The sequence below is a fragment of the Streptomyces sp. NPDC048111 genome (genome assembly GCF_043202815.1).
Classification (GTDB): domain Bacteria; phylum Actinomycetota; class Actinomycetes; order Streptomycetales; family Streptomycetaceae; genus Streptomyces.
Window position 1 is genome coordinate 237,277 of sequence record NZ_JBIDBD010000008.1, and the last position, 24,799, is coordinate 262,075.

Genomic DNA, 24,799 nt, shown 5'->3' on the forward strand with positions numbered 1-24,799 from the left:
GGCCGATGGCCTGCGGGTCCGTGCGTTCTTGAGGCCCGGTCCGCCGGGCCCCGCTCCTGTCCGCGGGTGGTGTGTGGCCGGTCGCACGGCGCGCCCCGCGCCCCCGGCGGGGACGGACCCCCGCCCCCTCGTAGAGAGACCGCGAGTACATGCCCACCCCCGAGCTGATCTCCCCGCGTTCCCCGCGCGTCGCCGCCGCCCGCAGGCTCGCCCGGCGGGGCTTCCGTGGCAAGGAACGCCGGTTCATCGCCGAGGGCCCCCAGGCCGTGCGCGAGGCCGTCGAGCACCGCAGCGGCGGCGAGCCCACCCTGATCGAGCTGTTCACCACCGTCGAGGCCGCCGAGCGCTACGCCGACATCGTGGACGCCGCCCACCGGGCGGGCGCCCGGGTGCACTACGCCGACGACGAGGTGCTGGCCGAGGTCTCCCAGACCGTCACCCCGCAGGGTCTGGTCGGGGTCTGCCGCTTCCTGGACTCCCCGTTCGAGGAGATCCTCGCGGCCGGCCCGAAGCTGGTCGCCGTGCTCGCGCACGTCCGCGACCCGGGGAACGCGGGCACCGTGCTGCGCTGCGCGGACGCGGCCGGCGCCGACGCCGTCGTCCTCACCGACGCCTCCGTCGACCTCTACAACCCCAAGTCCGTGCGCGCCTCGGTCGGTTCGCTCTTCCATCTGCCGGTCGCCGTCGGCGTCCCCGTCGAACAGGCCGTCCAGGGCCTGCGGGACGCGGGCGTACGCGTCCTGGCGGCCGACGGGGCGGGCGAGGACGACCTCGACGCGGAACTCGACGCGGGCAGCATGGGCGGGCCCACCGCCTGGATCTTCGGCAACGAGGCCTGGGGCCTGCCCGAGGAGACCCGCGCGCTCGCGGACGCCGTGGTGCGCGTGCCCATCCACGGAAAGGCCGAGAGCCTGAACCTCGCGACCGCCGCCGCGGTGTGCCTCTACGGCTCCGCCCGTGCGCAGCGTGCTCCCGGAGGGTGCCGCTCCGTCACCTCCTCCTAGTAGGGTGGCGGGCTCGGGGGCGCCCACTCATTGCTCCGGAGAGGTGGGGTACGGGGATGGCTGTCGGCATGAGCGGCATCGGCAACGGCACCGCGCTGCATCCGTCCGGCCCTCCTGACGTCCTCGGCTTCGACCCGGACGACCTGCCCGACGGCATCGTGGTGGCCGACGACACCGGGCGGGTGGTCTGCTTCAACGCCGCCGCCGTACGGATCACCGCGGTCCCCCGGCACGAGGCGCTGGGCCTGCCCCTGGAGCGGGCGCTGCCCCTGGAAGACCTCAAGGGCCGCCGCTGGTGGCAGCTCACCGACCCCTACGGCGGTCTCGCCATCCGGGTCGGCCAGCCCGAACGCAACCTGCTGCTGCCCGGCGGACGCGAGGTGCTCGTCTCCGCCCGGTACGTGCGCGAGCGGCCGACCGGGCCGGTGTGCCGGGTCGTGGTGAGCCTGCGCTCCACCGAGGCCAGGCGTCGTACCGAACGCTCGCACGCCGAGCTCATCGCCACCGTCGCCCACGAACTGCGCTCCCCGCTGACCTCCGTGAAGGGCTTCACCGCGACCCTGCTCGCCAAGTGGGAGCGGTTCACGGACGACCAGAAGCGCCTCATGCTGGAGACCGTCGACGCCGACGCCAACCGCGTCACCCGGCTCATCGCCGAACTGCTCGACATCTCCCGCATCGACTCGGGCCGCCTCGAAGTGCGCCGCCAGCCGGTCGACGTCCCGGCCGCCGTCGAGCGCCACCTCCAGGCCCACGTCGCCTCGGGGCAGCGGGCCGACCGCTTCCTGGTCCGCATCGGGGGGCCGCTGCCCGATCTGTGGGCGGACCCCGACAAGATCGACCAGGTGCTCGGCAACCTGCTGGAAAACGCGGTGCGCCACGGCGAGGGAACCGTCACCATTGAGGTGGCGCCGGCACCCCTGCGCATCGACGAGCACGACGAGAAGGGAACGGCCGTCACCGTGAGCGACGAAGGTCCCGGCATCCCCGAGGAGTCGATGGGCCGTGTCTTCACCCGCTTCTGGCGGGGGAGCAAGCGCGGCGGGACCGGGCTCGGCCTGTACATCGTCAAGGGCATCGTCGAGGCGCACGGCGGCACCATCACGGTGGGGCGCGGCCCCGGCGGCGGGGCCCAGTTCCGCTTTGTCCTGCCCGTCGGCGCCCCGGCGTATCTCCAGTAGATCGCCCCCCGGGCCGCCCACGGGCGCATCCGCGTTCCCGCACCCCGTTAGACTCGACCTTTGGCGCGTTTGTGTCCGCGCGCTATCGCGGTATCGCTGTCGCGGTCGCGGGGACCCCAGCCAAGACGATCGGAAGCACGGGAAGAGATGTCGGCACCCAATAAGTCGTACGACCCTGTCGAGGTCGAGGCACTGAAACCGGAAGAGATCGAGCGCATGCGGGACGAGGCGCTCGCCGCCTTCGCCGCCGCCGGCGACCTCGACGCGCTCGCCCAGGCGAAGACCGCGCACGCCGGTGGCACCTCGCCCCTCTCGCTCGCCAACCGCGAGATCGGCGCGCTGCCGCCGCAGGCCAAGGCCGCCGCCGGCAAGCTCGTGGGCATGGCCCGCGGCGCCGTGAACAAGGCCCTGGCCGCGCGCCAGGCCGAGCTGGAGGACGAGCGGGACGCCCGGGTCCTGGTCGAGGAGGCGGTGGACGTCACCCTGCCCCACGACCGCGTACCGGCCGGCGCGCGCCACCCGCTGACCACGCTCTCCGAGCGCATCGAGGACGTCTTCGTGGCCATGGGCTACGAGGTCGCCGAGGGCCCCGAGGCCGAGGCCGAGTGGTTCACCTTCGACGCGCTCAACATCGGCCCCGACCACCCGGCCCGCACCGAGCACGACACCTTCTTCGTGCAGGGCCCCGAGGGGGCGTCGGCCAACTCCGGCGTCGTGCTGCGCACCCACACCTCGCCCGTGCAGATCCGCTCGATGCTCGACCGCGAGCCTCCGGTGTACGTGATCTGCCCCGGCCGGGTGTACCGCACCGACGAGCTGGACGCCACGCACAGCCCGGTCTTCCGCCAGGTCGAGCTGCTCGCCGTGGACGAGGGCCTGACCATGGCCGACCTCAAGGGCACCCTGGACCACATGGTCAAGGCGCTCTTCGGCGAAGGCATCGAGACCCGGCTGCGGCCGAACTTCTTCCCCTTCACCGAGCCGTCCGCCGAGATGGACATGGTCTGCTACGTCTGCCGCGGCGCGTCCGTCGGCAACCCGGACCGGCCCTGCCGCACCTGCTCCTCCGAGGGCTGGATCGAGCTCGGCGGCTGCGGCATGGTCAACCCCAAGGTGCTGACCGCCTGCGGTGTGGACGCCGAGAAGTACAGCGGGTTCGCCTTCGGCTTCGGCATCGAGCGGATGCTGATGTTCCGCCACAACGTAGAAGACATGCGAGACATGGTCGAGGGTGACGTCCGGTTCACCCGGCCGTTCGGGATGGAGATCTGATGCGGGTCCCGCTTTCCTGGCTGCGGGAGTACGTCGATCTCCCCGCCACCGAGACCGGCCGCGACGTGCAGGCCAAGCTGGTCGACTGCGGTCTTGAGGTCGAGACCGTCGAGCAGCTCGGCGCCGGGCTCAAGGGCCCGCTCGTCGTCGGCAAGGTGCTCACCATCGAGGAGCTGGAGGGCTTCAAGAAGCCCATCCGCTTCTGCACCGTCGACGTCGGCCGGGCCAACGGCACCGGTGAGCCGCAGGAGATCGTCTGCGGCGCCCGCAACTTCGCCGTCGGCGACAAGGTCGTCGTGGTACTGCCCGGCGCGGTGCTGCCCGGCGACTTCGCGATCGCCGCGCGCAAGACGTACGGCAGGACCTCGCACGGCATGATCTGCTCCAGCGACGAGCTGGGCATGGGGCCGGACACCACGGGCGGCATCATCGTGCTGCCCCCGGAGCACGAGGTCGGCACCGACGCCATCGCGCTGCTCGAACTCGTCGACGAGGTCCTCGACATCGCGGTCACCGCCAACCGCGGCGACTGCCTGTCGATGCGCGGCGTCGCGCGCGAGACGGCCATCGCCTACGGTCTGCCGCTGCGCGACCCGGCGCTGCTCGACGTGCCCGCGCCCAACTCCTACGGCTACCCGGTCAAGGTCGCCGACCCGATCGGCTGCGACCGCTTCACCGCGCGCACCGTGACCGGTCTCGACCCCGAGGCCCGCTCCCCGATCTGGCTGCAGCGCCGGCTGCAGAAGGCCGGGATGCGTCCGATCTCGCTCGCCGTCGACATCACCAACTACGTGATGATCGAGCTCGGCCAGCCGCTGCACGCCTACGACCGCAGCCTGGTCGAGGGTGCCATCGGCGTCCGCCGTGCCGAGCCGGGCGAGCTGCTCACCACCCTGGACGGCACCAAGCGCAAGCTGGACGCCGCCGATCTCGTCATCACCGACGACCGGGGCCCCATCGGCCTGGCCGGTGTGATGGGCGGAGCCAACACCGAGATCGCCGACTCCGTCACGGACCCCGAGACCGGCGAGGTCAAGGGCACCACCGAGGTCGTCGTCGAGGCCGCGCACTTCGACGCGGTCGCCATCGCCCGCACCGCGCGCCGCCACAAGCTGACCTCCGAGGCGTCCAGGCGCTTCGAGCGCGGGGTCGACCCGCAGGCCGCCGCGGCCGCCGCCCAGCGGACCGTGGACCTGCTCGTGCTGCTCGCGGGCGGCACGGCCGAGGCCGGCGTCACCGAGATCGTCTCGCCGTCCGCGCCGCGCAGCATCGCGATGCGCGCCGACCACCCGGACCGCGTCGCGGGCATCGAGTACGGCCGTGAGACCGTCGTGCGCCGCCTCCAGGAGGTCGGCTGCGACGCGTACGGGCAGGACGAGCTCGTCGTCACCGTGCCGTCCTGGCGCCCCGACCTCACCGAGCCGAATGACCTGGCCGAAGAGGTCATCCGCCTGGAGGGCTACGCCAACCTGCCCTCCACGCTGCCCAAGCCGCCCGCCGGCCGTGGCCTGACGGAGCGTCAGCGCCTGCACCGCAGGGTCGGCCGGGCGCTCGCCGGCGCCGGCTTCACCGAGGCGCCGAGCTACCCCTTCGTCGCCGAGTCGGTCTTCGACCAGCTCGGTCTCGACCGGGACGACGCCAACCGCTCCGTCGTGAAGCTGGTCAACCCGCTCAGCGACGAGGAGCCGGCGCTGCGCACCACGCTGCTGCCGGGCCTGCTCGCCACGCTGCGCCGCAACGTGGGCCGCGGCAGCCACGATCTGGCCCTGTTCGAGACGGGCCTGGTCTTCCACCCGTCGACGACCCCGGGCGTCGCCGCCCGGCTGCCCGTCGACCGCCGCCCCACCGACGAGGAGATCGCCTCCCTCGACGCCGTGCTGCCCGTGCAGCCGCGGCACGTGGGCGCCGTCCTCGCCGGTGCGCGCGAGCAGGCCGGCTGGTGGGGCAAGGGCCGCGCGGCCGACTGGGCCGACGCCATCGAGGCGGCGCGCGCGGTGGCCGCCGAGGCCGGGCTCGAACTCGCCGTGGAGCAGGGCCAGTACGGCCCCTGGCACCCGGGCCGCTGCGCCGAGCTGTACGTGTTCCCCGAGGGCGTCAAGACCCTCGTGGGGCACGCGGGCGAGCTGCACCCGCGCGTCGTCAAGGCGTTCGGCCTGCCCGCCCGCAGCTGCGCCATGGAACTCGACCTCGACGCCCTGGAGCGGGCCGGCGGGGGCGTGGTCCAGGCCCCGTCGATCTCCACCTTCCCGGTGGCGACCCAGGACGTCGCGCTCGTCGTGGACGCCTCGGTCCCGGCCGCCGCGGTGGAGAACGCGCTGCGCGCCGGCGCCGGTGAACTCCTGGAGTCCATCCGGCTGTTCGACGTCTACAGCGGTGAGCAGACCGGCGCGGGCAAGAAGTCCCTCGCCTACGCGCTGCGCTTCCGTGCCGCCGACCGCACCCTGACCGTCGAGGAGGCCTCGGCCGCCCGCGACGCCGCGGTGACCCGCGCCGCCGAGTCCACGGGCGCGGTGCTGCGCGGGGCGTGAGCCCCACCCGCATACGACGAGAGGGGCGCTCCGGGAATCCCGGGGCGCCCCTCTCGTCGTCTTCGCGCTCTCGTGCGTCCGCCTCGCGTGGTGTACGGGGCGCCGCCGCCCTGCCGGGAGTGCCGGGCAGCGCGGACAGGGCGGACGGCGCCGGGATCGGACCGCCGCACTGTTCGAGGGGGAGCCGGCGGCCCGGTCGCCTCGTTGCGAGGCGGTTCAGAGTCAACCGACTGGGGACGCTCGTGGGCAGAGAGCGCGGCGCATAAATGCGGGCATTCGCTTCACACCCCGTGTGAACCGGGCTCGACTACGCTGGCCGCACCGAGCCGACGGAGGGCCCCATGCAGCCCAATACCCTGCTCGACGCCCTGGTGGACGAGGCGGGGATCTCGAACGCCGGGCTCGCCGCCCGGGTGAACCAGGCAGGACGCGCCAGAGGCCTCGTCCTCAGGTACGAACACACCGCGGTGGCGCGGTGGTTGAAGGGCCAGCGGCCCCGCGGCCAGGTGCCCGACCTGATCTGCGAGGTGCTCGCCGGACGCCTCAGGCGCCGGGTCACCCTCGACGACATCGGCCTCGGCGTGCCGGGGGAGCCGTCCTGCGCGCACGGCTCTCCGCTCGCCGGGTTCGTGGAGCGGGCCACCGCCCTGTGGCGCTCGGACGAACAGCAGCGCGCGCACATACTCGACGCGCCCGCGGTGACCGGCACCCCGGCCGTCATGCCCGTGTGGGAGTGGGAGAACCCGCCGGAGGACACCGATGTCTCCCGCGACGGTCAGACGGCCGTGTACGCGTGCGACATCGAGATGCTGCGCTCGGCGCGCGAGCACTACGAGCTGATGTACCGCAAGGCGGGCGGGATCGCGACGCGCGCGCGCATCGTCGGCTTCCTCAACGCCGAGACCGCCCCGCTGCTGCGCGGCGGCTACACCGATGCCACCGGGCGCCAACTGCACCGCGCCACCGGGGGGTTGGTGGCCATCGCCGGGATCTGCGCCTACGACTCCAACGCCCAGGGGCTCGCCCAGCGCTACTTCCACCAGGCGCTGCGGCTCGCGAAGGCCAGTGGCGACAGGGGACTTGGGGCCTATGTCATCGCGCTGCTCGTCAACCAGTCGCTCTTCATGCGGGACTACCGCCAGTCGGTCGCCTTCGCGGAGGCGGCCCTGCGGGCGGCGGGCGGCCGGCTGAGCCCCGCGCTCGCATCCGATCTGCACGCGATGCAGGCCAAGGCGTACGCGCACCTGGGCGACGGGCACAGCGCGCTGTCCTCGATCAGGAGCGCCGAGACGGCGGCCGGCCGGATCAGGCCCGGCCAGGAGCCGGCCGAGACCGGTTACGTCCAGCCGGGCCTCGTCAACGTCCAGGTGGCGGAGGCGCTGCTCAGCCTCGGCGATCTGACGGCCGCGCGCGAACAGGCCGCCCTCGCGGCCGACGAGCCCTCCCACGACAGGGGCAGGGTGCACCGCCTTGCGATGCTCGCCCAGATCGAGCTGCGCCAGGGCGACGCCGACCGGGCCGTGGCCACCGCGGTCGAGATGGCGGAGCGGGCCCGGGGGATGGAGTCGCAGCGTTTGCGTGACCGGCTGCGGGTGGTGCGCGAGCACCTGATCGAGAGCGGTTGCGCCGGCGCCACCGAGGCCGCCGAGCTGATCGACGGGGCGCTTCGCGTTCCCCTGTAACCGTCAGCCTGCTGCGATATTGCCATCTACTTGTCGGAAGGTGGCAGAAACGTGCAGTGGACGAACCTGAACGAACAAACCGTGTATGAGAACCGCTGGTTCCGGGTCAACCTCGCGGACGTGGCGCTTCCGGACGGGCGACACCTGGACCACTTCCTGATCCGGCTGCGGCCGGTCGCCGTCGCGACCGTCGTCAACGCGGCCAACGAGGTGCTGCTGCTGTGGCGGCACCGCTTCATCACCGACAGCTGGGGCTGGGAACTGGCCGCCGGTGTCGTCGAGGACGGCGAGGACATCGAGGCCGCCGCCGCCCGTGAGATGGAGGAGGAGACCGGCTGGCGGCCGGGACCGCTCAAACCGCTGCTCACCGTCGAGCCCGCCAATGGGCTCATCGACGCCCGGCACCATCTGTTCTGGTCGGAGTCGGCCGAGTACATCGGCCACCCCGAGGACGACTTCGAGTCGTCCCGCCGCGAGTGGATCCCCCTCAAGCTGGTGCCCGACATGGTCGCCCGGGGGGAGGTCCCGGCCGCCAACATGGCGGCCGGTCTCCTGCTCCTGCACCATCTGCGGCTAGCCGACGGCTAGCCGCGGGGGGTGCCTCAGCGGCCGAGGGCCTGCCACACGGCGAGCGAGAGCGCGCCGACGGCGGCCAGTACGGTGAGGGCGGGAAGCGGCCACCTCAAATGTTCGAGGGCCGCCACCCGCCCCGCCGTCTCGGTCAGTTCACGCTCCGTCTGCTCGCCCCGCTGGGCGAGCAGCGCGAGCTGCCCGTCCATGTGGGCCATGCCGACTTCCAGGCAGCGGCGTAACTCCGCCAGTTCGTCGACGGTCGAATGTCCCGAGTGGGTGGACACGGCGTGGCTCCTTAGTCCTGGTGCGGACGTGCCAATGAATGGATTGGCTCAGAGTCAACTCGCCGTGCTCCAGGGGCGGGAGCGTGTGCGATGGGCATATGCGGGCTCGTGCCGCACACCCGGTGTGCGCGGCGCGAGCCCGGCTCACGCCTTTCGGACGTACACCCGCCCATACCTCCGAACGCCGACGATTCTCAGGCGTACGAGTAGAAACCGGACCCGGTCTTGCGGCCCAGGCGGCCGGCGTCCACCATGCGCTGGAGCAGCGGGGGAGCGGCGTACAGCGGCTCCTTGTACTCGTCGTACATGGAGTCGGCGACCGAGGCGACCGTGTCCAGGCCGATGAGGTCGGAGAGCTTCAGCGGACCCATCGGGTGGGCGCAGCCCAGCTCCATGCCGTTGTCGATGTCCTCGCGGCTGGCGATGCCCGACTCGAACATCCGGATCGCCGACAGGAGATACGGGATGAGCAGCGCGTTGACCACGAAGCCCGAACGGTCCTGGGCGCGGATGGCGTGCTTGCCCAGGACCTTCTCGACCAGGACCTGGGCGCGGCTGATGGTGCCCTCGGACGTGGTGAGCGCGGGGATCAGCTCCACCAGCTTCTGCACGGGGGCCGGGTTGAAGAAGTGGATGCCGATGACCTGGTCGGGACGCGAGGTGGCGACCGCGAGCTTGACCAGCGGAATGGAGGAGGTGTTGGACGCCAAGATCGCGTCCGGGCGGGTCACGACCTGGTCGAGGACCTGGAAGATCTCCGTCTTGACCTGCTCGTTCTCCACGACGGCCTCGATCACGAGGTCACGGTCGGCGAACTCGCCGAGGTCGGTGGTGAAGCTGAGCCGGGCGAGCGTCGCGTCGCGCTCCTCCTCGGAGATCTTGCCGCGTTCGGCGGCCTTCGAGAGGGAGTTGTGCAGCCGGGTGCGGCCGATCTCCAGGGCCTCGCCGGTGGTCTCGGCGACCATGACGTCCAGGCCGCTGCGGGCGCACACCTCCGCGATGCCCGCGCCCATCTGGCCACAGCCCACAATTCCGACGCGTTCGATGTCGGTCACATCGTGCCTTTCGCTCTACAGCAGTCCCCGGCAGGTCCCCCGTGTGATTCCGGCGCCCGCCTTCGGCCCCTGACGTTACTCCGGACGCGCGCGGGCGCGTGGGGCCGGGGCGGGCCGGAAGTCCGGTAGACCTGGGCCGACGGGATCCGAGTGAGGGGCAGACGTGGGACGAATCACGCGACGGGGCTTCGTTACGGGCACGGCCGGAGCGCTCGGCGGGCTGATCACGGCGGGCGGCGCGGGCGCCGCGGACCGGGACGGCTCCCTGCACCGGGCCGTACGGGACGCCGCCGCGGGCCGCCCGCGGGGGCGGGCCCGGGCGGAGCGGGAGGCGGGCGACGGCACGCGGGGCGAGTTCCGCGGGGTGTGGCTGGCGACCGTGGTGAACCGGGACTGGCCCTCCCGGGCCGGTCTGACCGCCGAGGCCCAGCGCGCCGAGCTCGTCGGCCACCTGGACACGGCGGTCGAGCGCCGCCTGAACACCGTGGTCCTCCAGGTCCGCCCGACCGCCGACGCCCTCTGGCCGTCTCCGTACGAGCCCTGGTCCCAGTGGCTCACCGGGGTGCAGGGCCGCGACCCCGGCTGGGACCCGCTGGGCACCGCCGTCGAGGAGGCGCACCGGCGCGGGCTCGCCCTGCACGCCTGGTTCAACCCGTACCGCGTGGCCAACCACACCGACCCGGGGCGGCTGGTCCCGGAGCACCCCGCCCGCCGCAACCCCGGCTGGGTCGTCCCCTACGGCGGCAAGCTCTACTACAACCCGGGCCTGCCCGAGGTCCGCCGCTTCGTCGAGGACGCGATGCTGGACGCCGTCGGCCGCTACGACATCGACGGGGTGCACTGGGACGACTACTTCTACCCCTACCCGGTGAAGGGGCAGGCCTTCGACGACGACGAGGCGTACGCGCGGTACGGCGACGGCTTCGCGGACCGGGCCGCCTGGCGGCGCGCCAACATCGACCTCCTGGTGCACGAGACGGCCGGGCGCATCAAGGCGCTCAAGCCCCAAGTCCGGTTCGGGATCAGCCCGTTCGGGGTCTGGCGCAACGACTCCAGCGATCCGCTGGGCTCGGCGACCCGGGCCGGTGCCCAGACCTACGACGACCTGTACGCCGACACCCGCACCTGGGTGCGCGAGGGCCGGGTCGACTACCTGTGCCCGCAGCTGTACTGGAACATCGGGCTGCCCGCCGCCGACTACGCGGTTCTGGTGCGCTGGTGGGACGAGGTCGCCCGGGGCACCGGCGTCGACCTCTACATCGGTGAGGCCCTGTACAAGGCGGGCGATCCGGCGCAGCCCGCCGCCTGGCAGGACCCGGCGGAGCTGTCCCGCCATCTGACCCTGGCCCGGCGCCACGCCTCGGTGCGCGGGCACTGCTTCTTCGCGGCGAAGGAGGTGGCGGAGGACCGCTCCGGGGCCATGGCCCGCGTCGTCGCCGACCACTACACCTCCCGGGTCCGCTGACACGGGGCCGGGCCCGCCGGCGTCGGCACCGGCTCAGGACCTGGCCCGCTGGGTCACCACGATGCACACCAGGACTCCCGCCGCGGCGAGCGGCGCGGCGGGGGAGAGGTGCTCGCCGAGCAGCAGCACCGACCACACGAGCGTGAGCAGCGGCTGGGCGAGCTGGAGCTGGCTGGCCCGGGGCACGCCGACCGCCGCGAGCCCGCGGTACCAGACGTACAGGCCGAAGCAGTTCGACCCGGCCGCCAGCCACACCAGACCGGCGATCCCGTGCCCGGTGAGGCGCCAGGGTTCGTGCGTGAGCGCCACCGCGGCCCCGGCCAGGGCGAACGGCAGGCACAGCACGAGCGCCCAGCCGACCACCTGCCAGCCCGGCATCACCGCGGCGAGCCGGCCGCCCTCCACGTACGCGGCGGCGCAGACCAGCAGCGCCGCGAAGAGGTACACGTCCCCCGAGGACAGCGCCCCGCCGCTCTGCTGCACCGTGAACACGGCGACCACCGCGGCCCCGGCCAGCGCCGCGCACCAGAACGCCCGCGAGGGGCGCCGGCGGGTGCGCAGTGCGCCGAGGGCCGCCGTGGCCAGCGGCAGCAGGCCGACCACCACGGCGGCGTGCGCGGTGGTCGAGGTCTGCAGGGCGAGGGTGGTGAGCAGCGGGAACCCGACGAGGGAGCCGCCCGCGACCACGGCGAGGCCCGGCCAGTGCGCACGGTCGGGGAGCGGCACCCGCAGGGCGAGCAGCAGCGCCCCGGCGAGCAGCGCGGACAGCGTGATCCGCAGCGTCACCAGCGACCAGGGTCCGAAGCTCTCCAGACCCCAGGCGGTGCCGGGGAAGGTGAGCGAGAAGGACACCACGCCGAGCCCGGCGAGCAGCGCGCCGCCGCGCCGGCCGCTCCCACCGCCGGCCGGGACGGCCCGGCCGGCGCGCGGCGCGGAGCCGGTCCGGGGGCCGGCGGGCGCACCCGAAGCGGTATCGACGCCAAGCGGCGAGGGCGCGGGCGCGGGCGAGCCCGGGGCCCGGTCGGCGGGAGCCGCGGTGACCGTGCCGGCACCTGCGTGGGCCGTGCCCGTACCGGCTCCTGCGTCGGCCGCCGTACCCGGGCCGACCGCTATCGGACTGGCGGGAGTAGCGCTATCGTGTGCTGTCATGCATGAGCGTAGCAGTGTGACGGAGCTGGCAACATCCCTGCGGAGCGAGCTGAACCGCTACTCCGTGGGGGGAAAGCTGCCGTCGAGCAGGGCGCTGGTCGAGCGCTACCGGGTGTCCCCGGTGACCGTCTCGCGCGCGCTCGCCCAGCTCGTCGCCGAGGGCCTCGTCGTCACGCGGCCCGGCGCGGGCGCCTACCGGGCCGAACCGCGTACGACCGCCGCGCCCGCCGGTGACACCTCGTGGCAGGAGGTCGCGCTCAGCGCGGACGGCGCGACCGACCCGGCGCCGCGCGCCGTGGACGCCACCGGCGTGCTGGCCACCCTCACCGTCCCGGCGAGCGGAGTCATCGACCTCAGCGGCGGCTATCTCAACCCCGGTCTCCAGCCCGAGCGGGCCATGGCCGCGGCCCTCGGCCGGGCCGGGCGCCGCCCCGGTGCGTGGAGCCGCCCGCCCGTCGCAGGCCTGGACGAGCTGCGCGCCTGGTTCGCCCGCGAGATCGGCGGCGCGGTCAGCGCCGCCGACGTGCTGGTCACCGCCGGCGGTCAGACCGCGCTGACCACCGCGCTGCGGGCGCTCGCCGCTCCGGGTGCGCCCGTCCTGGTCGAGTCGCCCACCTATCCGGGCCTGCTGGCCATCGCCCGCGCCTCGGGGCTGCGCCCGGTCCCGGTCCCGGTGGATCGCGACGGCATCCGTCCCGAGCTGCTTTCCCGTGCCTTCGCCGCCACCGGCGCGCGGGTGCTCGTCTGCCAGCCCCTGTTCCAGAACCCGACGGGCAGCCTGCTCGCCCCCCCGCGGGGCCGCGAGGTGGTCCGCATCGCCCATCAGCACGGCGCGTTCGTCGTGGAGGACGACTTCGCCCGCCGGATGGCCCACGAGGACGCCGGCCCGCTGCCCGCCCCGCTCGCCGCCGACGACCCCGACGGCGTCGTCGTCCACGTCTCCTCCCTCACCAAGGCGACCTCGCCGAGCCTGCGGGTCGGCGCGCTGGCCGCCCGCGGCCCCGTCGTCGAACGCCTGCGGGCCATCCAGGTCGTCGACTCCTTCTTCGTGCCGCGCCCCCTCCAGGAGACCGCCCTCGAACTCGTGGGCTCCCCGGCCTGGGGCCGCCATCTGCGGGCGGTGTCGGCCGAGTTGACGGCGCGCCGCGAGGCGCTGGCCGCCGCCCTGCTGCACCGCCTGCCGGAACTCGCCCTGCCGCACGTCCCCTCCGGCGGCTACCACCTGTGGCTCCGGCTGCCCGACGGCGTGCCCGAGAGCGCCGTGGTGTCCGCCGCGCTGCACGCGGGCGTCGCCGTCGCTCCCGGGCGCCCCTACTTCAGCGCCGAACCTCCGGGCGGTCACCTGCGCCTCAGCTTCGCGGGCGTGACGGGCCGTGCGGAGATCTCGGAGGCGGTTCGGCGCCTGCGCACCGCCCTGGACGCCGTCCTCGGATGAGCCCGGCCCGGCGGCCTCCCGGCGTTCCGGCACTTCCGGCGTGGCATCCGCCACTGACATCCGGGCCGCCGCCTGCCAGGCTCCGGGCATGAGCGACGTGATCTTCCGCAATTGTGTGATCTCCAGCGACCCGGAGCGCCTGGACGCCGCCCGGGTCCACCACTGGCTCTCCACGGACGCCTACTGGGCCATGGGCCGCAGCCGTGAGAAGCAGGACGCGGCCATCGCCGGCTCCCTCAACTTCGGTGCGTACGACCGGGGTTCGGGTGAACAGCTCGCCTACGCGCGGGTCGTCACCGACCGTGCCACGTTCGCCTGGCTGTGCGACGTGTACGTCGACCCGGCCGCGCGCGGCGAAGGGCTCGGCACGGCCCTGGTCACCGCCGTCCGCGACCACCTGGAACCGGCCGGGCTGCGCAGGATCCTGCTGGCCACGGCGGACGCCCACGGCGTCTACGAGAAGATCGGGTTCCGGGTACTGGAGACCCCGGGCAAGTGGATGGCGCTCGGCCTGCAATAGGCCCCCGCACCTCTGGCCCCGCCACCCCGGCGGCCCCTCGACCGCGGCCCGCCCGGGCACCCGGGTGAGCCCGGCCCCGGGTGCCCGCTCCCGCCCGGCCCGGGCCGCGCTCAGGTCGGCTCGCGCACCACCCGGGCCGGAGTGCTCGTGCGCCGGGGCCCGGTGAAGAATGCCGCGCGCGGCGCGCGATCCGTGTCGATCCGGCCGGATCCCGTTCGTATAGACAGTGAGGGCCGCCCCGCCGGGGCGCCACCGTCCGAGGAGAACGTCATGACGAACGCGAAGCACTACCTGCTCAGCGTGGTCCAGCCGGCCGACGGCACCCCGCCCGGCGCCGAGGAACTGGCCGCGATCAACGAGAACCTCCAGGCCTTCCACCAGGAGCTCAAGGAGGCCGGGGTCTGGGTCTTCGCGGGCGGCCTCGCGGCTCCCGGCACGGCCACCGTGCTCCGCGAGAAGAACGGTGACGTGCTCACCACCGACGGTCCCTACATCGAGAGCAAGGAGTACCTCGGCGGCCTCTGCATCGTGAAGGCACCCGACCTGGACGCGGCGCTGGACTGGGGCCGCAAGGCGGTGCGGGCGACGACCCTGCCCATCGAGGTGCGCCCCTTCCACGGTGAACCCGACGCATGAGCGCGCCGGAGCCCGGCCGGCCCGGGAAGGCCGCGATCGAGCGGATCTTCCGCGCGGAGTACGGCCGGGCGGTCGCGGTCCTGATCCGCGTCACCGGGGACATCGGCCTGGCCGAGGAGGCGGTGCAGGACGCGTTCACCACGGCCGTCGCCCGCTGGCCCGCCGACGGGCTGCCGCCGAGCCCGGCCGGCTGGATCATCACCACCGCCCGCAACCGGGCAGTGGACCGCATGCGCCGCGAGGCGACCCGCGCCGACCGGCAGGCCGAGGCCGTCCGGCGGGAGCGGCTGTACGCGCCGGACGAGGGGGCCGAGGAGGGCGCCGTGCACGACGACCGGCTCCGCCTGATCTTCACCTGCTGCCACCCCGCCCTCGCACCCACCGCCCAAGTCGCCCTCACTCTGCGGCTGTTGGGCGGCCTGAGCACGGCCGAGATCGCCCGCGCCTTCCTGGTTCCCGAGCCGACGATGGCCCAGCGCCTGGTACGGGCCAAGGGCAAGATCCGCGACGCCCGCATCCCCTACCGCGTGCCGCGCGAGGCCGATCTGCCCGACCGGCTCGACGCCGTGCTCGCGGTGCTCTTCCTCATTTTCAACGAGGGGTACGCGGCGAGTTCGGGCGAGCGGCTCGTGCGGGACGAGCTCTGCGCCGAGGCCGTGCGCCTGGGGCGGCTCCTGGTCGAGCTGATGCCGGACGAGCCCGAGCCGCTCGGGCTGCTGGCCCTGATGCTGCTCACCGAGTCGCGCCGGGCGGCGCGGTCGGGACCGGACGGCGGGCTCGTCCTCCTGGCCGACCAGGACCGCACCCGCTGGGACCGTCAACTCGTCCTGGAGGGGCAGGAGTTGGTGCGCCGCTGTCTGCGCCGCGGCCGGCCCGGCCCGTACCAGATCCTGGCCGCCGTCAACGCCGTGCACAGCGACGCGGTGACCGCGGCGGACACCGACTGGCAGCAGATCCGGCAGCTGTACGACCAGCTGCTCGCCCTCGCCCCGACCCCGGTGGTCGCCCTCAACCGGGCCGTCGCGGTGGGCGAGACCGAGGGCCCGGCCCGGGGGCTGGCCCTGGTCGACGCACTCGCCCTCGACTCCTACCACCTCTTCCACGCCACCCGCGCGGACCTGCTGCGCCGCCTCGGCCGCCCCGAGGAGGCGGCCCGCGCCTACGAGGAGGCCCTGGCCCGCACGGACAACGCGGCCGAACGGGCTTTCCTCGACGGGCGGTTGAGGGAGCTGCGGGGTGGGTGAGGAGGCGCCGGGAAGCACACGGTCACCCGTCGCGCCCGCCCGCCGGCTCGTCCGCTCAGGCCGGTGTGGTGACCGCGTCGCCCGTGCGCTCCGGTTCGCGCACGACGCGGCGGGGCCGCGAGGGCAGGCCGAGGAGCGGGTGGGCGACGCCCCAGGCCGCTCCCTTGCAGACCAGCTCCTTGTACCGGGCGGCCGTCCGTCCGGTCAGGGCGCCGCGTACGGCCCGGTCGTCGGCGGTCACGTACTGGATGAGACCGTCCCCGCGCCCCAGCGAGACGCACTGGTTGAAGTAGCGCAGCGAGGCCCGCGGAACCTTGGTGCCGGTCAGACGGGCCGCGATGGCGTCGGCGGCCTGCCAGGCCATCGGCACGCCCGAGGCGCACGACATGCGCAGCGGCTTGTCGCCCGCGCCCATCGCCTGTGCCGCGTCGCCGACGGCGTACACGTCCGGGTGCGAGAGCGAGCGCATGGTGGCGTCGACCACGATCCGGCCGGCGCCGGTGACCTCCAGGGCGGTGGCTCGGGCGAGGGGATGGACGGCGAACCCGGTGGTCCACACGGTGACGGCGGCCGGGATGTCGGTGCCGTCCGCGGTGGTGACGCGGTCGGCGCCCACGGCGGTGACGGCCGTCCGCTCGTACGTGGTGATGCCGAGCCGGTCGCAGACCTTGCGCACATGCGCGCGCCCCCGCGGCGAGAGCCAGTCGCCGAGGGCGCCGCGGGCGGCGAGCGCGACGTCGAGGTCCGGGCGGGCCTCGGCGATTTCGGTCACGGCCTCAAGGCCGGTGAGGCCGCCGCCGACCACGACCACGGACTCTCCGGCGCCGAGGCGGGCGAGGCGTTCGCGCAGCCTGAGCGCCCCGGCGCGCCCCGAGATCTCGTGGGCGAACTCGGCGCTGCCGGGCACGCCCTGGTCGTTCCAGCCGCTGCCGAGCGCGTACACCAGGGTGTCGTAGGACCGTTCCCGCACGGCGCCGTCCGCCCCCGCCACCTCGACGCCGCGGCGCTCGACGTCGACGGCGGTGACCCGGCCGAGGCACAGCTCGACCCCGGTGCCCGCGAACATCTCGGCGAGGGGCCGCGGCGCCAGGTCCTGGCCGACGGCCAGCTGGTGCATCCGGACGCGCTCGACGAAGTCGGGCTCGGCGTTGACGAGGGTGATCGCGACGTCCTCGCGGTGCAGGCGGCGGGCGAGCCGCCCGGCGGTGATGGCCCCGCTGTAGCCGGCCCCGAGGACGATGATGCGGTGCTGTTGCATGTCCCTGCTCCTGTCTCACGCGGTGTCGCCCCTTGAACCGGGCGGCCCGCCGATTCCTGACAGGCGCGGGATGTGAACCAGGTCACAACCCGCCAGGGCCGTGCGCGCCACCATCGCGCGGCGCGCTCAGAAGGTGTGGTGCAGCGGCTCGGCGTGCTCGGTGGCCGCCCAGCGCCGGGTCGCGCGGACGAGCTTGTCCGGGTTGACCTGGCTGCGGATCGCGACGATGCCCTCGGGCGAGATCTGCGGGCACATGACGCCGATGACCGTGCCGCCGGCGACCACCACCAGGGCCGGGGCGCCGTTGGCGTCCGCCCGGTAAATCTCCACCGTGTCGCCGACCAGCCGCCGCTTGGCCTCGCCGGGCCTGAACAGGCCCCGCAGGAACGTCGCGACCGCGACGGCGCCCTCGAAGGCCCTGGCACGCGCGGGCACCTTGCCGCCGCCGTCGCCGATCGCGATGGCGTCGGCCGTGAGCAGCCGCACCAGCGGCTCGGTCCGCCCGCTGGTGGCGGCGGCGAGGAACTCCTCCACGATCCGCCGCGCCGCCGCGGCGTCGACCTCGGTACGCGCCTTGCCCTCGGCGACGTGCTTCTTGGCCCGGTGGAAGATCTGCTGGCTCGCCGCCTCGCTGATGTCCAGGACATCGGCGATCTCCCGGTGCGGACAGCCGAAGGCCTCCCGCAGGACGTACACCGCCCGCTCGTTGGGGGACAGGCGCTCCAGGAGGGTCAGCACGGCGTACGACACGGAGTCGCGCTGCTCGGCGGTGTCGGCGGGGCCGAGCATCGGGTCCCCGGCGAGCAGCGGCTCGGGCAGCCACTGTCCGACGTACGTCTCGCGCCGGGCCCTGGCGGAGGTGAGCTGGTTGAGGCACAGATGGGTGAGCACCTTCGTCAGCCACGCCTCGGGCACCTCGATGTGCTCCACGCCCGAGGCCTGCCAGCGCAGGAAGGTCTCCTGCACGGCGTCCTCGGCCTCGCTCGCGGAGCCGAGCAGCCGATAGGCAATGGCTTCGAGCCGGGGCCGCGACGCCTCGAACCGGTCTACGTCGTCCGTGGTCAGCGCCATGGCCGGATCCTAACGCCGGACGCCCCGCGAGTCGCCGTGTCAGGAGGCCGCGCCCGCCGGGCGCAGTACGCAGAACTCATGGCCCTCGGGGTCGCTCAGGCACCGCCACGGCACGTCGCCCTGGCCGAGGTCGAGGTCGGTGGCGCCGAGGGCGCGCAGCCGCGCCACCTCGGCCGCGTGGTCGTCCCCCGGGTACGGCAGCAGGTCGAGGTGGACGCGGTCCGGCACGGTCTTGGGGCCGGCCGCGCGGAGGAACTCGACGTAGGGGCCGACCTGTTCCGCCGAGCGCAGCACCGCGTGGTCGTCGTTCACCTCGTGCACCACCCAGTCCGTGGCCCCGCCCCAGAACCGCGCCATCGCCCGCGGGTCCACGCAGTCGACCACGATCGCGGCGAGGGGCCCGGTCCCGCGGTAGGTCTCCCGCGGTTCCAGGACACAGAACTCGTTGCCCTCCGGGTCGGCGAGCACCGTCCACGGCACGTCGCCCTGGCCCACGTCGACCCGCTCGGCGCCGAGCCCTTCGAGCCGGGCGACGAGCTCCGCCTGGTGGGCGGTTGAGGTGCTGGCGAGGTCGAGGTGCACGCGGTTCTTCGTCGCGCCCTTCGGCTCGGCCACCCGGACGACGTCCACGCACACCGCGCTCGCGTCCGGCCACACGAACCCGCCCCCGGGTTCGGCGTTGGCCACCCCTGGCGCCTCGCTCGACAGCTCCCAGCCCAGTGCCGCCGCCCAGAACCGGCCGACGGCCATCTCGTCGAGCGCCTTGATGTTCACGTTCACGGGTCGCAGTGCCATGCGGCTGATCATAGGCAGAGGGTCGCGGAGGGACGGGTGCGAGGCCGCAGGCCCGCATGGTTGCCTGCCCGGGAGGCCGTCCGCGCCCCTGTCGGTGGGTGGGGCTACGGTGCGGAGACACGGGTCCGCTCGCGCGTACGAACAAAGGGGAGACCATGACCACCTTGGAGAACCGGCCGAACACCGCGCTTCTGGTCGTCGACGTGCAGAACGGCGTCGTGGACGGTGCCCACCGGCGCGACGCGGTCGTCGCGACCATCGCGGGCCTGGTCGAGCGGGCCCGGCGGGAGGGCGTCCCGGTGATCTGGGTCCAGCATTGCGACGAGGGGCTCACCCGGGGCAGCGAGGACTGGCGGATCGTCCCCGAACTCGTCCCCGAGGGCTCCGAGCCGCTGGTGGGGAAGAACTACGGCGACTCCTTCGAGGACACCACGCTGGAGTCGGTGCTGGCCGGCCTCGGCGTCGGGCGGCTCGTGATCACCGGCGCGGAGACCGACGTGTGCATCCGCTCGACGCTGCACGGCGCGTTCACCCGGGGCTACGACGCGACCCTGGTCAGCGACGCGCACACGACCGGCGACAAGACGGCCTGGGGCGCCCCGCCCCCGGACCAGGTGGTCGCCCACACGAACCTGTACTGGAACCACCAGGCGGCGCCGGGCCGCACGGCGGGGGCGGTCGAGGCCAAGGACATCGCCCTGGGCGGCGCGTCCTGACCACGCGAGCCCGGGTGCCCCGGACCGATGAGTTCTGGCTCCCGACGGTGTCTGCAGAGGAAGAAGCCCCACGAACGCTCTCTGGAAGCAGGCGGTTCCCATGGACGTGACGCGCGTACTGATGGTCTCCCCGGTGCGGGACATCGGCATCGCGGTGGCCTGGTACGAACGGCTGCTGGGCCGCCCGGCGGACCGTCGGCCGATGCCGTCGCTGGCCGACTGGCATCTCACCGCGGGCGGTTGGCTCCAGGTCTTCGAGGACCCGGCGCACGCCGGTTCGACGCTGCTCAACCTGGAGGTGCCGTCGCTGGACGAGGCGCTGTCCGAGCTGGCCGGGCGCGGTCTTGCGGCGGGCCCGGTGCAGACCGGCGGTGTGCGGACCCGGTTCGCCGCCCTGGAGGACCCGGACGGCAACCGGGTGACCCTGCTGGAGAACCCGGTGGCCTGATCCGCCCGTCGCGCTCTGCCCTGCCCCGCCCTGCCCTGCCCCGCCCCGCCTCGCCTCGAAGGGGACCACAGCTCGTTGCATAAAAGTGCGTAGCTGCGTATAGTCATGCCATCACCGAGGAGGACTGATGGCGGCGGTACGTGCGGCAGTGGCAGGGGCCAGTGGGTATGCGGGCGGGGAACTGCTGCGGCTGCTGGTCGGGCACCCCCGGGTCGAGATCGGTGCGCTGACCGCGCACTCCAACGCGGGGCAGGCGCTCGGGGCGCTCCAGCCGCACCTGCTTCCGCTCGCCGGACGCATCCTTGAGCCCACCACGGCCGAGGTGCTCGCCGGGCACGACGTCGTCTTCCTGGCGCTGCCGCACGGTCAGTCCGCGGCGGTCGCCGAGCGGCTCGGCGACGAGGTGCTCGTCATCGACATGGGGGCCGACTTCCGGCTCAGGGACGCCGGCGCGTGGGAGAGGTTCTACGGCTCGGCGCACGCCGGGACCTGGCCCTACGGGCTGCCCGAACTGCCCGGCGCCCGCGCCAAGTTGGAGGCAGCGCGGCGGATCGCGGTGCCGGGCTGCTTCCCGACGGCCGTCTCCCTCGCGCTCTTCCCGGCGTACCACGGCCGGCTCGTCGAGCCCGACGCCGTGATCGTCGCCGCCACCGGCACCTCCGGCGCCGGGAAGGCCCTCAAGCCCCATCTGCTCGGCAGCGAGGTGATGGGCTCGATGTCCCCGTACGGCGTCGGCGGCGGCCACCGGCACACCCCCGAGATGATCCAGAACCTGAGCGCCCTGGCCGGCGAGGACGTCACCGTGTCCTTCACGCCCACCCTCGCGCCCATGTCCCGCGGCATCCTCGCCACCTGCTCCGCCAGGGCGAAGGACGGCGTGGACGCCGACACCGTACGGGCCGCCTACGAGAAGGCGTTCGCGGACGAACCGTTCGTGCACCTGCTCCCCGAGGGGCAGTGGCCGGCCACCGCCTCCGTGTACGGGTCCAACGCCGCGCAGGTGCAAGTGGCGTACGACGAGAGCGCGCGGCGCGTCATCGCCGTCAGCGCCATCGACAACCTCACCAAGGGCACCGCCGGCGGCGCGGTGCAGAGCATGAACATCGCCCTCGGACTCGACGAGTCGACGGGCCTTTCCACGATGGGAGTTGCGCCGTGAGCGTGACCGCAGCGCAGGGATTCACGGCGGCGGGCATCGCCGCCGGAATCAAGCAGAACGGGAACCCGGACCTGGCCCTCGTGGTCAACACCGGACCCCGCCGAGCGGCCGCCGGTGTCTTCACCTCCAACCGCGTCAAGGCCGCCCCCGTCCTGTGGTCCGAGCAGGTGCTCAAGGGCGGCGAGGTGAGCGCTGTGGTCCTCAACTCCGGTGGCGCCAACGCCTGTACCGGACCCCAGGGCTTCCAGGACACCCACGCCACCGCCGAGAAGGTCGCCGAGGTGCTCGACGGGCACAGCGCGGGCGAGGTGGCCGTGGCCTCCACCGGGCTCATCGGCCTCCTGCTCCCCATGGACAAGCTCCTGCCGGGCATCGAGCGGGCCGCTGCCGAACTCTCCCCGCACGGCGGCGAGAAGGCCGCCATCGCCATCAAGACCACCGACACCGTGCACAAGACGAGCGTCGTCACCAAGGACGGCTGGACCGTCGGCGGCATGGCCAAGGGGGCCGGCATGCTCGCCCCCGGCCTCGCCACCATGCTCGTCGTGCTCACCACCGACGCCGACCTGGACGCCGCCACCCTGGACAAGGCCCTGCGCGACGCCACCCGCCAGACCTTCGACCGGGTCGACTCCGACGGATGCATGTCCACCAACGACACGGTGCTCCTGCTCGCCTCCGGGGCCTCTGAACTGGCGCCGGAATACGACGAGTTCGCCGAGGCGGTGCGGACCGTGTGCGACGACCTCGCGCGCCGGCTCATCGGGGACGCCGAGGGCGCCTCCAAGGACATCCGCATCGAGGTGATCAACGCCGCGAGCGAGGACGACGCCGTCGAGGTCGGCCGCTCCATCGCCCGCAACAACCTCCTCAAGTGCGCCATCCACGGCGAGGACCCCAACTGGGGCCGGGTGCTCTCCGCCATCGGCACCACGAAGGCCGCCTTCGAGCCGGACTCGCTGAGCGTCGCCATCAACGACGTGTGGGTGTGCCGCAACGGCTCCGTCGGTGAGGACCGCGACCTGGTCGACATGCGCTTCCGTGAGGTCAGGATCACCGCCGACCTCGCCGCCGGCACCACCGCGCCCGTCGTCATCTGGACCAACGACCTCACCGCCGACTACGTCCACGAGAACAGCGCGTACAGCTCATGAGCGCCCACCCGTCTCCCGCCACCACCCCGCCAAGGAATGGGCTGCGTCCGTGAGTACCCGTAAACACACCGCTCTGCCCAAGGCCCAGATCCTCATCGAGGCGCTGCCCTGGCTGACCCGGCACCACGGCAAGACCGTCGTCATCAAGTTCGGCGGCAACGCCATGGTCGACGAGGAGCTGAAGGCGGCCTTCGCCCAGGACGTGGTGTTCCTGCGCCAGTCCGGCCTCAAGCCCGTCGTGGTGCACGGCGGCGGCCCGCAGATCAACGCCCAGCTCGACCGGCACGGCCTGGTCAGCGAGTTCAAGGCGGGCCTGCGGGTCACCACGCCCGAGGCCATGGACGTCGTGCGCATGGTGCTCGCCGGGCAGGTCCAGCGCGAACTCGTCGGGCTGCTCAACCAGCACGGGCCGCTGGCCGTCGGCATGACCGGCGAGGACGCCCACACCATCACCGCCACCCAGCACCGCCCCGAGATCGACGGCGAGCTGGTCGACATCGGCCGGGTCGGCCAGATCACCGCGATCGACCCGGGCGCCATCAAGGCGCTCCTGGACGACGGCCGGATCCCGGTCATCTCCTCGATCGCCCGTTCCCAGGACGACGGACATGTCTACAACGTCAATGCTGATACGGCGGCTGCGGCACTTGCGGCTGCTCTGGGCGCCGAGACCCTGATGGTCCTCACGGACGTCGAGGGGCTCTACGAGGACTGGCCGCACAGCGACGACGTGATCAGCAGGCTGACGGCCACCCAGCTGGAGAAGCTGCTGCCCGAGCTCTCCAGCGGCATGGTCCCCAAGATGGAGGGCTGTCTGTTCGCCGTGCGCAACGGGGTCAACACCGCGCGCGTCATCGACGGACGGGTGCAGCACTCGATCCTGCTGGAGATCTTCACGGATGAAGGCATCGGCACGATGGTCGTGCCGGACGGACCGCACACGAGCGAACGGCAGGGGGGAGCGCGGTGACCAACGAGGACCTCACACGGCGCTGGCAGCAGGTCATGACGGACAACTACGGCACGCCGAAGCTGTCCCTGGTGCGCGGCGCGGGCGCGACGGTGTGGGACGCCGACGGCACCGCCTACACGGACTTCGTGGGCGGGATCGCGGTCAACGCGCTCGGGCACGCCCACCCGGCGGTGGTACGGGCCGTCAGCGGCCAGATCGCCTCGCTGGGCCATGTGTCGAACCTGTTCGTCGCCGAGCCCCCGGTGGCTCTCGCCGAGCGGCTGCTCCAGCACTTCGGCCGGCCCGGCCGGGTCTACTTCTGCAATTCGGGCGCCGAGGCCAACGAGGCCGCCTTCAAGCTCGGCCGGCTGACCGGGCGCACCCACATGGTCGCCACCGACGGCGGCTTCCACGGCCGGACCATGGGCGCACTCGCACTCACCGGCCAGCCGAAGAAGCGGGAGCCGTTCCGCCCGCTGCCCGGCGACGTCACGCACGTGCCGTTCGGCGACATCGAGGCGCTGCGGGCGGCCGTGACCGAGGAGACCGCCTTCGTCGTCATCGAGCCCATCCAGGGCGAGATCGGCGTCGCGGTCCCGCCGGCCGGCTACCTGAAGGCGGCCCGGGAGATCACCCGCGCCACCGGGACGCTGCTCGTCCTCGACGAGGTGCAGACCGGCATCGGGCGGACCGGCAGCTGGTTCGAGTACCAGCGGCACGAGGGCGTCGACCCGGACGTCGTGACCCTGGCCAAGGGGCTCGGCGGCGGTCTTCCGCTCGGCGCGACGATCGCGTTCGGCGCCGCGGCCGACCTGTTCGAGCCGGGGATGCACGGCACGACCTTCGGCGGGAACCCGGTCGCCTGCGCGGCCGGCCTCGCCGTGCTCGACACGCTGGCCGCCGACGGGGCGCTCGACCACGTCAAGCGGACCGGCGAGAAGCTCCGCGGTGGCGTCGAGGCGCTGGGGCACCCGTTGGTCTCCCATGTCCGTGGTGCGGGGCTGCTGCTGGGTATCGTGCTCAACGAGCCCCTCGCACCGCGGGTGCAGCAGGCGGCTCAGGATGCCGGCTTCCTGGTCAACGCACCCGCCCCCGATGTCGTACGGCTCATGCCGCCGCTCATCATCGGTGACGCGGAGGTGGACGCGTTCCTCCAGGCCCTGCCCGGTGTTCTCGACGCAGCAGGCGGGGACGGACGATCCGGAGAATGAGACGACG

The 24,799-nt window shown here is 73.4% G+C and carries 23 protein-coding genes; 17 read left to right on the plus strand and 6 right to left on the minus strand.

Translation table 11 applies throughout. The features are described from left to right. The first annotated feature begins 149 nt into the window (after positions 1-149). From ACGF3I_RS17070 to ACGF3I_RS17095, 6 genes are all read left to right on the plus strand, one after another. The gene (locus ACGF3I_RS17070; RefSeq protein ID WP_393132681.1) at positions 150-1,004 is read left to right on the plus strand and encodes a TrmH family RNA methyltransferase; all 855 of its coding nucleotides are present in this window, start codon (positions 150-152) and stop codon (positions 1,002-1,004) included. A 56-nt stretch (positions 1,005-1,060) separates the two neighbouring features. Next, positions 1,061-2,185 (plus strand): ATP-binding protein, encoded by a 1,125-nt coding sequence (locus ACGF3I_RS17075; RefSeq protein ID WP_393132683.1) that lies wholly within the window; start codon positions 1,061-1,063, stop codon positions 2,183-2,185. 147 nt (positions 2,186-2,332) lie between these two features. Continuing rightward, entirely contained in the window at positions 2,333-3,457 is a 1,125-nt protein-coding gene (gene pheS, locus ACGF3I_RS17080) for a phenylalanine--tRNA ligase subunit alpha (protein WP_393132685.1), read from the plus strand. Further along, a complete protein-coding gene (gene pheT / locus ACGF3I_RS17085; protein WP_393132687.1) occupies positions 3,457-5,985 on the plus strand; it encodes a phenylalanine--tRNA ligase subunit beta in 2,529 nt (842 codons plus the stop codon). Before pheS ends, pheT begins: the two co-directional genes overlap by 1 nt. A 341-nt stretch (positions 5,986-6,326) precedes the next feature. Next, a complete protein-coding gene (locus ACGF3I_RS17090; RefSeq protein WP_393132689.1) occupies positions 6,327-7,667 on the plus strand; it encodes a transcriptional regulator in 1,341 nt (446 codons plus the stop codon). A 51-nt stretch (positions 7,668-7,718) separates the two neighbouring features. Then, positions 7,719-8,255, plus strand: coding sequence for an NUDIX domain-containing protein (locus ACGF3I_RS17095; RefSeq protein ID WP_393132691.1), 537 nt, complete (start codon positions 7,719-7,721; stop codon positions 8,253-8,255). A gap of 14 nt (positions 8,256-8,269) precedes the next feature. Here the strand turns inward: ACGF3I_RS17095 and ACGF3I_RS17100 are convergent, their stop codons facing one another. Further along, positions 8,270-8,524 (minus strand): hypothetical protein, encoded by a 255-nt coding sequence (locus tag ACGF3I_RS17100; RefSeq protein ID WP_393132692.1) that lies wholly within the window; start codon positions 8,522-8,524, stop codon positions 8,270-8,272. Between the two features lie 194 nt (positions 8,525-8,718). After that, positions 8,719-9,579, minus strand: a complete 861-nt coding sequence (locus ACGF3I_RS17105; RefSeq protein WP_393132693.1) for a 3-hydroxybutyryl-CoA dehydrogenase — start codon at positions 9,577-9,579, stop codon at positions 8,719-8,721. Positions 9,580-9,742: 163 nt separating this feature from the next. On the opposite strand from ACGF3I_RS17105, the gene ACGF3I_RS17110 reads away from it, so the two are divergent. After that, complete coding sequence (locus tag ACGF3I_RS17110; RefSeq protein WP_393132694.1) at positions 9,743-11,044, plus strand: glycoside hydrolase family 10 protein; 1,302 nt, start codon at positions 9,743-9,745, stop codon at positions 11,042-11,044. 33 nt (positions 11,045-11,077) lie between these two features. On the opposite strand, the gene ACGF3I_RS17115 is transcribed toward ACGF3I_RS17110, so the two are convergent. Continuing rightward, positions 11,078-12,193 (minus strand): DMT family transporter, encoded by a 1,116-nt coding sequence (locus ACGF3I_RS17115; RefSeq protein ID WP_393132696.1) that lies wholly within the window; start codon positions 12,191-12,193, stop codon positions 11,078-11,080. On the opposite strand from ACGF3I_RS17115, the gene ACGF3I_RS17120 reads away from it, so the two are divergent. The 4 genes from ACGF3I_RS17120 to ACGF3I_RS17135 all read left to right on the plus strand — a co-directional run bounded on the left by ACGF3I_RS17120 (position 12,192) and on the right by ACGF3I_RS17135 (position 16,028). Next, the gene (locus ACGF3I_RS17120; RefSeq protein WP_393132698.1) at positions 12,192-13,628 is read left to right on the plus strand and encodes a PLP-dependent aminotransferase family protein; all 1,437 of its coding nucleotides are present in this window, start codon (positions 12,192-12,194) and stop codon (positions 13,626-13,628) included. The genes ACGF3I_RS17115 and ACGF3I_RS17120 overlap by 2 nt on opposite strands. Before the next feature lie 88 nt (positions 13,629-13,716). Beyond that, entirely contained in the window at positions 13,717-14,148 is a 432-nt protein-coding gene (locus ACGF3I_RS17125) for a GNAT family N-acetyltransferase (protein WP_393132700.1), read from the plus strand. Positions 14,149-14,418: 270 nt separating this feature from the next. After that, positions 14,419-14,784: a YciI family protein gene (locus ACGF3I_RS17130; protein WP_393132702.1), complete on the plus strand. Its 366-nt coding sequence runs from the start codon at positions 14,419-14,421 to the stop codon at positions 14,782-14,784. Beyond that, positions 14,781-16,028: an RNA polymerase sigma factor gene (locus tag ACGF3I_RS17135; protein WP_393132704.1), complete on the plus strand. Its 1,248-nt coding sequence runs from the start codon at positions 14,781-14,783 to the stop codon at positions 16,026-16,028. The genes ACGF3I_RS17130 and ACGF3I_RS17135 overlap by 4 nt, the downstream gene beginning before the upstream one ends. A 55-nt stretch (positions 16,029-16,083) precedes the next feature. On the opposite strand, the gene ACGF3I_RS17140 is transcribed toward ACGF3I_RS17135, so the two are convergent. From ACGF3I_RS17140 to ACGF3I_RS17150, 3 genes are all read right to left on the minus strand, one after another. Continuing rightward, positions 16,084-17,286, minus strand: coding sequence for an NAD(P)/FAD-dependent oxidoreductase (locus tag ACGF3I_RS17140; protein ID WP_393132706.1), 1,203 nt, complete (start codon positions 17,284-17,286; stop codon positions 16,084-16,086). A 126-nt stretch (positions 17,287-17,412) separates the two neighbouring features. Continuing rightward, a complete protein-coding gene (gene sigJ, locus ACGF3I_RS17145) occupies positions 17,413-18,357 on the minus strand; it encodes an RNA polymerase sigma factor SigJ (protein ID WP_393132708.1) in 945 nt (314 codons plus the stop codon). 39 nt (positions 18,358-18,396) lie between these two features. Beyond that, positions 18,397-19,152 carry a VOC family protein gene (locus tag ACGF3I_RS17150; protein ID WP_393132710.1) on the minus strand — a complete coding sequence of 252 codons (756 nt, stop codon included), beginning with the start codon at positions 19,150-19,152 and terminating at the stop codon, positions 18,397-18,399. A gap of 155 nt (positions 19,153-19,307) precedes the next feature. On the opposite strand from ACGF3I_RS17150, the gene ACGF3I_RS17155 reads away from it, so the two are divergent. The 6 genes from ACGF3I_RS17155 to ACGF3I_RS17180 all read left to right on the plus strand — a co-directional run bounded on the left by ACGF3I_RS17155 (position 19,308) and on the right by ACGF3I_RS17180 (position 24,792). Continuing rightward, positions 19,308-19,868: an isochorismatase family protein gene (locus tag ACGF3I_RS17155; protein WP_393132712.1), complete on the plus strand. Its 561-nt coding sequence runs from the start codon at positions 19,308-19,310 to the stop codon at positions 19,866-19,868. Between the two features lie 100 nt (positions 19,869-19,968). Beyond that, positions 19,969-20,316: a VOC family protein gene (locus ACGF3I_RS17160; RefSeq protein ID WP_393132714.1), complete on the plus strand. Its 348-nt coding sequence runs from the start codon at positions 19,969-19,971 to the stop codon at positions 20,314-20,316. Between the two features lie 127 nt (positions 20,317-20,443). Next, a complete protein-coding gene (gene argC, locus ACGF3I_RS17165) occupies positions 20,444-21,475 on the plus strand; it encodes an N-acetyl-gamma-glutamyl-phosphate reductase (protein ID WP_393132716.1) in 1,032 nt (343 codons plus the stop codon). Then, entirely contained in the window at positions 21,472-22,629 is a 1,158-nt protein-coding gene (gene argJ, locus ACGF3I_RS17170; protein WP_393132718.1) for a bifunctional glutamate N-acetyltransferase/amino-acid acetyltransferase ArgJ, read from the plus strand. The genes argC and argJ overlap by 4 nt, the downstream gene beginning before the upstream one ends. Before the next feature lie 49 nt (positions 22,630-22,678). Next, positions 22,679-23,599 (plus strand): acetylglutamate kinase, encoded by a 921-nt coding sequence (gene argB, locus ACGF3I_RS17175; RefSeq protein ID WP_393132720.1) that lies wholly within the window; start codon positions 22,679-22,681, stop codon positions 23,597-23,599. Beyond that, a complete protein-coding gene (locus ACGF3I_RS17180; protein ID WP_393132722.1) occupies positions 23,596-24,792 on the plus strand; it encodes an acetylornithine transaminase in 1,197 nt (398 codons plus the stop codon). The genes argB and ACGF3I_RS17180 overlap by 4 nt, the downstream gene beginning before the upstream one ends. Positions 24,793-24,799 lie beyond the last annotated feature (7 nt).

What these genes read in the sequence shown, in the direction of transcription:
- ACGF3I_RS17135 (WP_393132704.1), top strand. Translation starts at nt 14,781, where the DNA reads ATGAGCGCGCCGGAGCCCGGCCGGCCCGGGAAGGCCGCGATCGAGCGG.
- pheT (WP_393132687.1), top strand. Translation starts at nt 3,457, where the DNA reads ATGCGGGTCCCGCTTTCCTGGCTGCGGGAGTACGTCGATCTCCCCGCC.
- ACGF3I_RS17150 (WP_393132710.1), bottom strand. Translation starts at nt 19,152, where the DNA reads ATGGCACTGCGACCCGTGAACGTGAACATCAAGGCGCTCGACGAGATG.
- ACGF3I_RS17140 (WP_393132706.1), bottom strand. Translation starts at nt 17,286, where the DNA reads ATGCAACAGCACCGCATCATCGTCCTCGGGGCCGGCTACAGCGGGGCC.
- sigJ (WP_393132708.1), bottom strand. Translation starts at nt 18,357, where the DNA reads ATGGCGCTGACCACGGACGACGTAGACCGGTTCGAGGCGTCGCGGCCC.
- ACGF3I_RS17155 (WP_393132712.1), top strand. Translation starts at nt 19,308, where the DNA reads ATGACCACCTTGGAGAACCGGCCGAACACCGCGCTTCTGGTCGTCGAC.
- ACGF3I_RS17120 (WP_393132698.1), top strand. Translation starts at nt 12,192, where the DNA reads ATGCATGAGCGTAGCAGTGTGACGGAGCTGGCAACATCCCTGCGGAGC.
- ACGF3I_RS17115 (WP_393132696.1), bottom strand. Translation starts at nt 12,193, where the DNA reads ATGACAGCACACGATAGCGCTACTCCCGCCAGTCCGATAGCGGTCGGC.
- ACGF3I_RS17125 (WP_393132700.1), top strand. Translation starts at nt 13,717, where the DNA reads ATGAGCGACGTGATCTTCCGCAATTGTGTGATCTCCAGCGACCCGGAG.
- ACGF3I_RS17160 (WP_393132714.1), top strand. Translation starts at nt 19,969, where the DNA reads ATGGACGTGACGCGCGTACTGATGGTCTCCCCGGTGCGGGACATCGGC.
- argC (WP_393132716.1), top strand. Translation starts at nt 20,444, where the DNA reads ATGGCGGCGGTACGTGCGGCAGTGGCAGGGGCCAGTGGGTATGCGGGC.
- ACGF3I_RS17090 (WP_393132689.1), top strand. Translation starts at nt 6,327, where the DNA reads ATGCAGCCCAATACCCTGCTCGACGCCCTGGTGGACGAGGCGGGGATC.
- pheS (WP_393132685.1), top strand. Translation starts at nt 2,333, where the DNA reads ATGTCGGCACCCAATAAGTCGTACGACCCTGTCGAGGTCGAGGCACTG.
- ACGF3I_RS17070 (WP_393132681.1), top strand. Translation starts at nt 150, where the DNA reads ATGCCCACCCCCGAGCTGATCTCCCCGCGTTCCCCGCGCGTCGCCGCC.
- ACGF3I_RS17130 (WP_393132702.1), top strand. Translation starts at nt 14,419, where the DNA reads ATGACGAACGCGAAGCACTACCTGCTCAGCGTGGTCCAGCCGGCCGAC.
- ACGF3I_RS17075 (WP_393132683.1), top strand. Translation starts at nt 1,061, where the DNA reads ATGGCTGTCGGCATGAGCGGCATCGGCAACGGCACCGCGCTGCATCCG.